This window comes from Arthrobacter sp. Y3221157 (assembly GCF_059089865.1).
Genome location: NZ_JBNHFD010000112.1, coordinates 1 through 10,164, shown reverse-complemented (window position 1 = coordinate 10,164; position 10,164 = coordinate 1). Strand labels below are relative to the sequence as shown.

Sequence of the window (10,164 nt, the reverse complement as noted above, 5' to 3'; positions counted from 1 at the left end):
GCCGCTGCGCGGCTGCCGGCTTGTGGTCATCGGGCGTTCGACGGCGGAACAGGCCGCCGCGCTTGGCCTGCAGGTGGCGGCCGTGGCGGCTGAGCCGACGCCGGAGGGACTCGTAGCTGCCGTCGGGGCCGCCCTGGGAACCGCCGGTTCCGGCGCACCGCACCCGAATCCACCCGGAACAACGTGAAGGACAGGACCATGACATTCCCCAGCCAACGCCCGCGCCGCCTTCGGACCACGCCCGCCATGCGCCGGCTGACCGCCGAAACCCGCCTGGCGCCGGCCGAGCTCATCCTTCCCGCCTTCATCCGGGAAGGGCTCACCGAACCGAACCCCATCACTTCCATGCCGGGGGTGGTGCAGCACACCACGGACACCCTGAAGCGCGCCGCCACCGAGGCCGCCGAGCTGGGGCTGGGCGGCATCATGCTGTTCGGCATCCCGGAAAACCGCGACGCCGAGGGCTCGGCCTCGCTCGACCCCGACGGAGTGCTGAACAAGGCCATCCGCGACGTTCGCGCCGAGGTGGGGGACAGCCTGGTGATCATGAGCGACGTGTGCCTGGACGAGTTCACCGACCACGGCCACTGCGGGGTGCTCGACGACGACGGCTACGTCGACAACGACCGCACCGTGGAGATCTACGCGCGCATGGCCGTGGCACAGGCGGACGCCGGCGCCCACATGCTTGGACCCTCAGGGATGATGGACGGACAGATCGCCGCCATCCGGACCGCCCTGGATGGAGCCGGCCACACAAGCACGTCGGTCATCGCCTACTCGGCCAAGTACGCCTCCGCCTTCTACGGACCGTTCCGCGAGGCGGTCGATTCCCAGCTCAAGGGCGACCGGCGGACCTACCAGATGGATGCAGGAAACCGCACCGAGGCGCTGCGCGAAGTGGAACTGGACCTGGCCGAGGGTGCCGACATCGTGATGGTCAAACCGGCCATGAGCTACCTGGACATCGTGGCCGACGTCGCCGCCATGAGCCCGGTGCCGGTGGCGGTCTACCAGATCTCCGGCGAGTACGCCATGATCGAGGCCGCCGCCGCCAACGGCTGGATCGACAGGCGGGCTGCCATCACCGAATCCGTGCTGGGCATCCGCCGGGCCGGCGCGGGCATGGTGCTGACCTACTGGGCCGCGGAGCTGGCCAGCTGGCTGAAGGAATCCTGATGACGGAGCTGCCCGCGGGACCCACCGAACCTGTAGGGGAGGACCGCATCCTGCTGGGCCTCAACACGTTCGGTGACGTCGGGGTGAAAAAGGACGGCACCCCGCAGGCGCATGCCGAAGTCCTGCGGCAGCTGCTGGAACAGGCCGAACTTGCGGACGCCGTCGGACTTCACGCCTTCGGTGTGGGGGAGCACCACCGGAAGGACTACGCGGTATCCGCGCCGGAAGTCTTCCTGGCTGCTGCGGCGGCCCGCACCACCAGGATCCGCCTGGGTTCGGCCGTCACCGTCCTCAGCTCGGACGATCCCATCCGCGTCTTCCAGCGCTTCTCAACGGTGGACGCCATCTCCAACGGCCGCGCCGAGGTCATGCTGGGCCGCGGCTCGTTCGTGGAATCGTTCCCCCTCTTCGGGTTCGACCTCGCCGATTACGAGGTCCTCTTCGAGGAGAAGCTGGAACTGTTCAGCAAGGTGCGTTTGCAGCAGCCGGTCCACTGGGAAGGGCGGACCCGGCCGGCCCTGGCCGGGCTCAGCGTCTACCCACCCCTGGAACACCACCTGCTGCCCACTTGGATCGGCGTCGGCGGCACCCCTGAATCGGTGCTCCGGTGCGCCCACTACGGCTACCCGGTCATCTTCGCCATCATCGGCGGCCAGCCGCGTGCTTTCCGTCCGCTGGCAGACCTGTACCGCGAGGCCATGGCCAAATACGGGCACCCGATGCAGCAGATGGCCACGCATTCGCCGGGGCACGTCGCCCCCACGGACGAGGAGGCGCGCGAGGAGTTCTATCCGCACTGGCTCACGTTGCGGAACCGGCTGGGCGCCGAACGCGGCTGGGGCCCTGCCGGCCGTCCCGAGTTCGACGCCATGTGCGCACCGGAGGGCGCCCTGTACGTCGGCTCCCCGGAGACGGTGGCCCGGAAGATTGCCCTGCTCAAGCAGAACCTGGGGGTGGACCGCTTCGACCTGAAGTACAGCAGCGGGCCCCTGCCGCATTCGGCAATGATGCGCTCGATTGAGCTGATGGGAACGGCGGTGGCGCCCAAGGTGGCGGAACTGCTCGGCAGCTGACATGCCGGTTAACTGAGAGAATAGGAACCATGACTTCCAGCAATCCTCGCAACGAGGCATTATTCGACCGCGCCCGCCAGCTGATGCCGGGCGGCGTCAACTCGCCCGTCCGCGCCTTCGGCTCCGTGGGCGGAACGCCCCGCTTCATGGTGGCCGCCAAGGGCGCCTACCTGACGGACGCGGACGGCAAGGAATACGTTGACCTGGTCTGCTCCTGGGGCCCTGCGCTGCTGGGCCACGCACACCCCGCCGTGCTGGACGCGGTCCATGCCGCGGTTGACCGGGGACTGTCCTTCGGTGCCTCCACACCGGACGAGGCCAACCTGGCCGAAATCGTCAAGGAACGCGTGCCCGCCGTCGAACGCCTCCGGATGGTGTCCACCGGCACCGAAGCCACAATGACCGCCGTCCGGCTGGCCCGCGGCTTCACGGGGCGCAACCTGATCATCAAGTTCGCGGGCTGCTACCACGGCCACCTGGACGGGCTGCTGGCATCCGCCGGGTCCGGCGTCGCAACCCTCGCCCTGCCGGGTTCCGCAGGCGTCACCGAGGCGACTGCCGCTGAAACCCTGGTCCTGCCGTACAACGACCTCACCGCCGTCAAGGAAGCATTCGCTGCTCACGGCCCCAACATCGCAGCCGTCATTACCGAGGCCGCCCCGGCCAACATGGGCGTGGTGACCCCGGAAGAGGGCTTCAACCTGGGGCTGTCCAGGATCACCCGGGAACACGGGGCCCTGCTCATCGTGGACGAGGTGCTCACGGGCTTCCGCACCGGCTACTCCGGCTACTGGGGACTGACCGGCGGAGCACCCGACGCCGCCGATCCCTGGACCCCGGACCTGCTCACATTCGGCAAGGTCATTGGCGGCGGCATGCCGACGGCGGCACTTGGCGGACGCGCCGACGTCATGGACCACCTGGCTCCCACCGGGCCCGTGTACCAGGCGGGAACGCTGTCCGGAAACCCGGTGGCCATGGCCGCCGGCGTTGCCACGCTGACCAACGCCACCCGCGACGTCTACTCCTACATCGACACCCGTTCGCTGGAACTATCCTCGGCTCTTTCCAGCGCCCTGGATGCCGCCGGGGTGGACCACTCCATCCAGTTCGCTGGGAACCTGTTCTCGGTGGCCTTCGGAACCTCCAAGCACGGCGTCCACAACTACGCCGACGCCCAGGCCCAGGAGGCTTTCCGGTACGCGCCGTTCTTCCACTCCATGCTGGAGTCCGGCGTCTACCTGCCGCCGTCGGTGTTCGAGGCCTGGTTCCTCTCCGCAGCCCACGACGACGCCGCCATGAACCGGATTTTCGACGCCCTGCCCGCCGCGGCAGCGGCAGCCGCTGCGGCCCGGCCGTAATTCCGGCCGCCGGGCGGGTTCCGCCGTCGCCGGCTTAACGGCAAATCCCCGCGTCCCGGACCAATCCACCCACCATGTGTGGGGGAAAGGCCCGGGACGCGGGGATTTCTTGTCTTCGGCTAGAGGACGTCCGAAAGGAAGCCCTTGAGCCGGTCCGTGCGCGGTGCGGTGAAAATCTGCTCCGGCGGACCGGACTCCACCACGACACCCGCGTCCATGAACGTGACGTTATCCGAGACGTTGCGGGAGAAGCCCATTTCGTGGGTCACCACCACCATGGTCATGCCGCCCTTCGCCAGGTCCGCCATGAGGGCGAGGACACCCTTGACCAGTTCGGGGTCAAGGGCCGACGTGGCCTCATCGAAGAACATGACCTCCGGCTTCATGGCCAGCGCCCGGGCAATCGCCACGCGCTGCTGCTGGCCGCCGGACAGGTTGGCCGGACGGGAATCGGCCTTGTGCTTCAGGCCCACGAGGTCCAGTTGCTCCAGGGCTTCGGCGCGGGCCTGGTCCTTGGGCAGCTTCCGGAGCTTACTGAGGGCCAGCGACACGTTGTCCACCACGGTCTTGTGCGGGAACAGGTTGAACTGCTGGAACACCATGCCGATCCGCTGCCGGAGTTCGTCCGGGTTGTCCTTGAGGACGGATCGCCCATCCAACAGGATGTCACCCTGGTCGGGCTCGATCAGGCGGTTCATGACGCGCAGCAGCGTGGACTTGCCGGACCCGGACGGGCCGATGACCGAGGCCGTGGTGCCCTTTTCCACATGCAGGTCGATCCCGCGCAGAACGTGGTTGTGGCCAAACGAGAGGTGCAGGTTCTTGCCGGTCAGGGTTCCGGAAGCGAATTCCGTCATGCGTGTGCCCCCTTGCCGATAGGTGCTGCCAGTTCGTCCGGCTCCTTCTTCTCCGGCTTGCCCGTACGCAGCCGGTGGTCGATGAAGTTCACGAAGTGGGTGAGCGGGACGGTCAGGATCAGGTACAGGACACCCGCGGCGACCAGCGGTGACAGGTTGCCGGTGTTGGCCATGGCATCGTTGCCGATCCGGAAGATCTCCCGGTCGGAGGCTGCCAGGCCCAGCATGAACACCAGCGAGGAGTCCTTCAGCAGCGAGATGAACTGGTTCACCAGGGCGGGAAGGACCCGGCGGATGCCCTGGGGCACCACTACCAGGCGCATGGAGCTGCCGTAGCTGAACCCGAGGGCCCGCGAGGCCTCCAGCTGGCCCTTCTCAACGCTCTGGATACCCGACCGGAAGATCTCGCCGATGTAGGCGGCGGCGATCAGGGTCAGGGCCAGGATCCCCAGGGGATACGGGTTCCGCGAACCCGTGATTTCCCTGGCGACCGGACTGAGGCCGATGCCGATCACCAGGATCACCAGGATGGCCGGCAGGCCGCGGAAGATGTCGGTGTAAATGCGTGCCGCCCACCGGGCCCCCGCGTTGCGGGAAATGCCCATCATGGCCAGCAGCAGCCCCAGCAGGGATCCAAAGATGCCTGAGGCAATGGCCAGCATCAGGGTGTTGGGCAGGCCCACCATGAACAGGGCAGGAATGACTTTGGCCATTTCCTCCCAGTTGAAGAAGGTGTCGGCAAGCTGGTCCAGGAGATCCATAAACGTCCCGGCTCAATCAGCTCTGGGGAACCGTGGCGGCCTTGCTGCCCGGCTTCCAGTCAGTCGGCATTTCGCGGTCCGGGTACCACTCCTTGGTCAGCTTGGACCAGGTCCCGTCCTCGATTACGGCGTCCAGGCCCGAGTTCAGCGCGTCGATCAACGGCTGGTTGTCCTTGGCCACGGCGTAGGCGGTGAAGTTCTCGGTGTTGATCTTCGATTCGACGATGGCGGTGCCGTCGCCTTCCTTGACCTGGCCTTCAGCCTGCTGCGACGGAGCCACCCAGGCATCCACCTGGCCGTTGCGGACGTTGGCGTAGACGGTGGCGTAGTCCGGGAAGCGGATCGGTTCCATCTTCAGGGTGTTGGTGACGTAGTCGTCCTGGACGGTGCCCTGGACGACGCCGACGCGCAGGTCGGAGGTGAGGTCATCGAAGCTCTTGACGTCGCCGTCGGTCTTGGCGACGACGGCCATGAAGCCGAAGTCGTAGCCGTTGGTGAAGCCGACGTTCTGGCGACGGGCTTCCGTGGTGGAGATGGAGGAGGACCCGACGTCGAACTGCTTGGTCTGCACCTGGGAAAGGAGCGCCGAGAAGTCCGTGGCAACAAATTCCACCTCGAGGCCGAGCTTGGCGGCGATGGCGCGCAGGAGCTCGTTGTCGTAGCCGGTGAACTTGCCGGAGGGGTCGATGAAGATATTCGGCGGCGCGTCCGAGAGCGTGCCCACTTCGAGCATGCCTTCGGTGTTGAGCCCGAGCTTGGTCTTGTCGATCTGGTCGATCGGGGTGACATCGGCAGTGGTGTACTTGTCCAGCGTCTGCTGGTCGCTGCCGGCGAGGGCATCGGTGGGGGTGCCGGCGGGCTCCGGGGACCCTGAACCGCAGGCGGCCAGGGAAACCGCCAGGGCCAGAGCAACGGGAGCGGTAGTCAGCCACTTCATCGCTTTGATTTTCATCAGGTTGTCACTTTCATTGAGTCATAAGTCAACCGGGCCGCAAGGCTGCGCTGATGGCGCCTGGCACCTGCCCCGTGCTGGTCGAGCATGGCCAGGGCAGGGGTGACCGCAAAACTTTATTGTCTCACTTCATCGAAAATGCGCTGTTAAGGAAATGGAAGGACGAGCAGCGCGGCCCGAGGCCGCATTTAATTCGGGGATTTCCCCTTCTCGCACGCGCAACAGGGAGAGCGCTCAGAGATCCGGCGAATTCACGGGGCCCCTTCAAGGGTGAAATGCGCAGTGGTTGCACTGTGACTTGTCTCGCATTACGGCGGGGCAGGCCCTGCTGAAGCCTAAAATCCGCCGACGCTGGCATCCTGTGGAGGCAGGACCGGCCAATCACCTTCGATCACGGCGGTGGGCTTGGTCTTGCGGAGGTAGCCCTGGAAGTCCGCAGCCTGGCTGACAGCCCAATCGACCTGGAGCTGGTGGAGCTGGCTGGCCGGCATCATCAGCTTGGGGAACTTGCCGGCCATTGCATCCAGCACCTTCAGTGTGGCCAGGGCGTCAGCGGCAGACGTGTGGGCGTTGTCCAGGACCACGCCGTACTCCTCACACAGGGCCGTGAGGGTGCGCTTGCCCTTACGGTAGCGGTCCACCTGCTTATTCATGATGTACGGATCAAGTACCGGGAACCGCGTCAGCTGTGGGACCCCGTACCGGGCCGACTCGGCCGCCAGCACGGTGAAGTCGTAGCTTGCGTTGAAGGCAATGACGGGAACACCGGCGTCGAACAACTCTTGCAGGACCCCTGCAAGTTCCCTGGTGACTTCAGGGGCGGGGCGCCCGTCACGCCGGGCCTGCTCCGTGGTGATTCCGTGCACATCGCTGGCTTCAACGGGAATTTCCACCCCCGGATCCGCCAGCCACTCATGTTCCTTGATGACCTCGCCGTGGTGATCCACGACGGTCACCGACGCTGTGACAATCCGGGCCGCACGGGAGTTCCGCCCGGTGGTTTCGAGATCGAAGGCTGCTCGGGGAAGGGTGTTCCAGGTGCTCATGCTTCAACGCTAAGGGGGACCCCGGACAATTCCGGGGAGCGCCACTGCCGATAGATTGGATGAGTGCGGATCGGGTATGTGGAGGCGGTGCTGGCCGTTGTTGAGCTGGTACCAGCCGGGTCCGTTGTGTCCTACGGAGACGTTTCCGAACTGCTCGGGGCCGGGGGCCCGCGGCAGGTGGGGGCGGTGCTGAGCCATTACGGCAGTGGTGTTCCCTGGTGGCGTGTGCTGAAGGCGAGCGGACATGCTCCCGAGGGGCATGAAGCCGCGGCCCTCCGCCGCTACCTGGATGAGGGAACACCGCTCCGAGGCGACTTCGGGTCCTTCCTCCGGACCGGGGAGGGCCGGTGGCGCGTCGATCTGTCCGCCGCTCGCTGGCAGCCGACCGACGGGGATCTGGACAGGGTGGACGGCATCGCCGCGGCGCTGGAGCGTCGGCTCCAGGGATTGTCGGTGGCTGATGATGGAATGTCCGTGTGACAGTAACTCTTCCCTTCACGGGACCACGTGACGAATACCGGCCCGACCCCCAGCCGGGGCAGGAGTCCGCTTTCGGGCCCGGTGCTGGCAAAGTGGGAAGCAGCCCAGACGCTACCGCAGGAAGGCCAGGTTCCTTGCGGCTGCTCGCGCCGCGCCAGGTCCATGCAGCCGCGCCGTCACTCACTCCTGACCAGCAGGCCGCCGTCGATGTTCCCTCTGGAACCGGGCCAGTGCTGGTCCCCGGCGCCCCCGGGACCGGTAAGACCACTGTGCTCATCGAGGCTGCCGTGGAGCGCGCCCTGCGGGACGGCATCGATCCCGAGCGCATGCTGATCCTTGCCCCGAGCCGCCTGGCCGCTGATTTCCTGCGGGACCGCTTTACCGCCCGGCTGGACCGAAGCCTCAGCACCACCCCCGCACGCACGTGGGCTTCCTACGCCTTTGACCTGATCAGGCGCGCCAAGGCGGAGGGCGTGATCCCGCTGGCCCGGCCGCCGCGCCTCCTGTCCGGTCCCGAACAGGACCTCATCATCAAGGAACTCCTTGACGGGCACCGCCTTCCGGGCCTGGAACTGCCGTGGCCTGAGGACCTCAACGGCGCGCTCGAAACCCGCGGGTTCCGCCAGGAGGTCCGGCAGCTCTTCGACCGGATCATCCAGTCCGGCCGTACTGCGGAGGATCTTGAAGTGCTTGGCCGGGAGTGCGGCAGGCCCGACTGGATCGCCGCGGCTGCCCTCTACAACGAGTACCGGGATGTCCTGGACCTCAGGATGCCGGAGGCCTTCGACCCCGCCGGAATCATCACGGCGGCACGCTACATCTTCCAGGACGCGCCGGAATTCCTCGCTGCCGAACGGGACAGGCTTCAACTGGTGGTGGTGGACGACATCCAGGAAGCGAACCCCGCAGTATTCGAGCTCCTGGCGGACATTGCGGCAGGCAAGGACTGCTATGTGGCGTACTCGCCCGATACCGTGGTCCAGGGCTTCCGGGGGGCCCGGCCCGACCTCGTGGCGGAGCTGCCGCGGCTGCTGTCCCCGGGAGCGTCCCTCGTGGAGCGTCCGCTGTCCCATTCCCACCGCCTGGTTCCGGCGCTCGCGGACGCGTGGCTCGGCGTTGCCGGCAGGATCTCGCAGCGCGCGGGCGGGCAGCTGGCCAGGCGGCTGGAGCATCCGCAGAAGGACCGGCCGGAGGGGAACCTGCAGGAAGGGACCGTCGAGGCGCACCTGGTCCCGTCAGCTGTGCACGAGCTCCGGTATGTCGCCCAGCGGATCCTGGACCAGCACATCAACCATGGCCGGGACCTCACGGAGATCGCTGTCATTGTGCGCAACGGCGGACAGGTCAGCGAGCTGCAGCGTTACCTCTCGGGACAGGGGATCCCTGTCCGGGTGCCGGTTGCCGAGTCGGCCGTGCGGGACGAAGTAGCGGTACGCCCCCTGCTGGATGCCTTTGCCATTGCACTGGACCCCACATTGCTGACCCCGGAAGCCGCGGTGTCCCTCCTTACCTCCCGGATCGGCGGAGCCACCTCCATCGAACTGCGGCGGCTCCGGCAGTCGCTTCGCCGTGAGGAACTGCTGGGTGGCGGCGGACGGACCAGCGATGCACTCCTGGTCGAGGCCCTGCTGGAGCCCGGGGCGCTGTCCGCCATGGGTATTGAAGGCAGAGCGGCGAGGCGTGCCGCCAGGATGATCCAGGCCGGGCGCGAAGCTGCCTTCCAGCCGGGCGCCAACGCCGAATCGGTGCTTTGGGCGTTGTGGAGCTCCACCGGGCTGGCAGCATCCTGGACGGAAACCGCACTGGCAGGCGGCCCCCACGGCGCCCGCGCCGACCGGGACCTGGACGCGATGATGGCGTTGTTCCATACGGCCGAGCGGTACGTGGACCAGATGCCCGGAGCCGGGCCTGAACAGTTCCTGGAGTACCTCCTGAACCAGGAGCTCCCCATGGACACCCTTGCAGCCAGGGCACAGATGGATGATGCCGTGGAGCTGATGACGCCCGCCAGCGCAGCAGGACGGGAATGGCCAGTCGTGATTGTCGCCGGCCTGCAGGAGGGCGTGTGGCCCAATACCCGGCTCCGGGGGGAACTCCTGGGCAGCACTCTCTACGCGGACGCCGTTGAACACGGCCCCGCCTACGCGTTGCAACGGGACCCGCTGAGCCGGTTGCGCGAAATCCGCTACGACGAACTGCGCAGCTTTTCCACAGCTGTTTCACGCTCCCGGGAGTTGCTCATATGCACGGCGGTCGCCTCGGAGGACGACCAGCCGTCGCCATTCCTGGATTACGTCGCGCCGCTGGAGCGTGGCCAGGAGCGGAGGGGCTTCACCGCGGTGGAACGCCCCATGACCCTGCGGGCCCTCGTTGCCGAACTGCGGCAGCATGCCCAGCTGGACGGGAACCATGCAGCGGAGGCCCGGGAGGCGGCAAGGGTGCTGGCCCGGCTGGC

General features: G+C 67.0%; 10 protein-coding genes. 6 read left to right on the top strand and 4 right to left on the bottom strand.

The genetic code is table 11. The annotated features are described in order from the left end of the window. The 4 genes from AC5RTT_RS18620 to hemL form a co-directional block, all read left to right on the top strand. Positions 1-187: uroporphyrinogen-III synthase (locus AC5RTT_RS18620; RefSeq protein ID WP_494146434.1), on the top strand; the 187-nt coding region annotated here is incomplete at its 5' end. Positions 188-198: 11 nt separating this feature from the next. Beyond that, entirely contained in the window at positions 199-1,179 is a 981-nt protein-coding gene (gene hemB, locus AC5RTT_RS18615; RefSeq protein ID WP_494146433.1) for a porphobilinogen synthase, read from the top strand. Further along, positions 1,179-2,252: an LLM class flavin-dependent oxidoreductase gene (locus tag AC5RTT_RS18610; protein WP_494146432.1), complete on the top strand. Its 1,074-nt coding sequence runs from the start codon at positions 1,179-1,181 to the stop codon at positions 2,250-2,252. Before hemB ends, AC5RTT_RS18610 begins: the two co-directional genes overlap by 1 nt. Positions 2,253-2,281: 29 nt before the next feature. Further along, on the top strand, positions 2,282-3,613 hold the full coding sequence (gene hemL, locus AC5RTT_RS18605; protein ID WP_494146431.1) for a glutamate-1-semialdehyde 2,1-aminomutase: 1,332 nt from the start codon (positions 2,282-2,284) through the stop codon (positions 3,611-3,613). Positions 3,614-3,732: 119 nt separating this feature from the next. Here the strand turns inward: hemL and AC5RTT_RS18600 are convergent, their stop codons facing one another. From AC5RTT_RS18600 to AC5RTT_RS18585, 4 genes are all read right to left on the bottom strand, one after another. Then, the gene (locus AC5RTT_RS18600; protein WP_494146430.1) at positions 3,733-4,470 is read right to left on the bottom strand and encodes an amino acid ABC transporter ATP-binding protein; all 738 of its coding nucleotides are present in this window, start codon (positions 4,468-4,470) and stop codon (positions 3,733-3,735) included. Beyond that, positions 4,467-5,231, bottom strand: a complete 765-nt coding sequence (locus AC5RTT_RS18595) for an amino acid ABC transporter permease (protein WP_494146429.1) — start codon at positions 5,229-5,231, stop codon at positions 4,467-4,469. Before AC5RTT_RS18595 ends, AC5RTT_RS18600 begins: the two co-directional genes overlap by 4 nt. Positions 5,232-5,247: 16 nt before the next feature. Beyond that, complete coding sequence (locus AC5RTT_RS18590) at positions 5,248-6,183, bottom strand: substrate-binding periplasmic protein (RefSeq protein WP_494146428.1); 936 nt, start codon at positions 6,181-6,183, stop codon at positions 5,248-5,250. 335 nt (positions 6,184-6,518) lie between these two features. Then, positions 6,519-7,229 carry a 3'-5' exonuclease gene (locus tag AC5RTT_RS18585; protein ID WP_494146427.1) on the bottom strand — a complete coding sequence of 237 codons (711 nt, stop codon included), beginning with the start codon at positions 7,227-7,229 and terminating at the stop codon, positions 6,519-6,521. A 63-nt stretch (positions 7,230-7,292) separates the two neighbouring features. On the opposite strand from AC5RTT_RS18585, the gene AC5RTT_RS18580 reads away from it, so the two are divergent. Together AC5RTT_RS18580 and AC5RTT_RS18575 are read left to right on the top strand one after the other, a co-directional pair. Continuing rightward, entirely contained in the window at positions 7,293-7,709 is a 417-nt protein-coding gene (locus tag AC5RTT_RS18580) for an MGMT family protein (protein WP_494146426.1), read from the top strand. Positions 7,710-7,801: 92 nt separating this feature from the next. Then, on the top strand, positions 7,802-10,164 hold a 2,363-nt coding region (locus tag AC5RTT_RS18575), incomplete at its 3' end, for an ATP-dependent helicase (protein ID WP_494146435.1).

Bases quoted from the DNA above. Each gene is read 5' to 3' on its own strand.
- hemB (WP_494146433.1), top strand. From the start codon at position 199: ATGACATTCCCCAGCCAACGCCCGCGCCGCCTTCGGACCACGCCCGCC.
- AC5RTT_RS18610 (WP_494146432.1), top strand. From the start codon at position 1,179: ATGACGGAGCTGCCCGCGGGACCCACCGAACCTGTAGGGGAGGACCGC.
- hemL (WP_494146431.1), top strand. From the start codon at position 2,282: ATGACTTCCAGCAATCCTCGCAACGAGGCATTATTCGACCGCGCCCGC.
- AC5RTT_RS18600 (WP_494146430.1), bottom strand. From the start codon at position 4,470: ATGACGGAATTCGCTTCCGGAACCCTGACCGGCAAGAACCTGCACCTC.
- AC5RTT_RS18595 (WP_494146429.1), bottom strand. From the start codon at position 5,231: ATGGATCTCCTGGACCAGCTTGCCGACACCTTCTTCAACTGGGAGGAA.
- AC5RTT_RS18590 (WP_494146428.1), bottom strand. From the start codon at position 6,183: ATGAAAATCAAAGCGATGAAGTGGCTGACTACCGCTCCCGTTGCTCTG.
- AC5RTT_RS18585 (WP_494146427.1), bottom strand. From the start codon at position 7,229: ATGAGCACCTGGAACACCCTTCCCCGAGCAGCCTTCGATCTCGAAACC.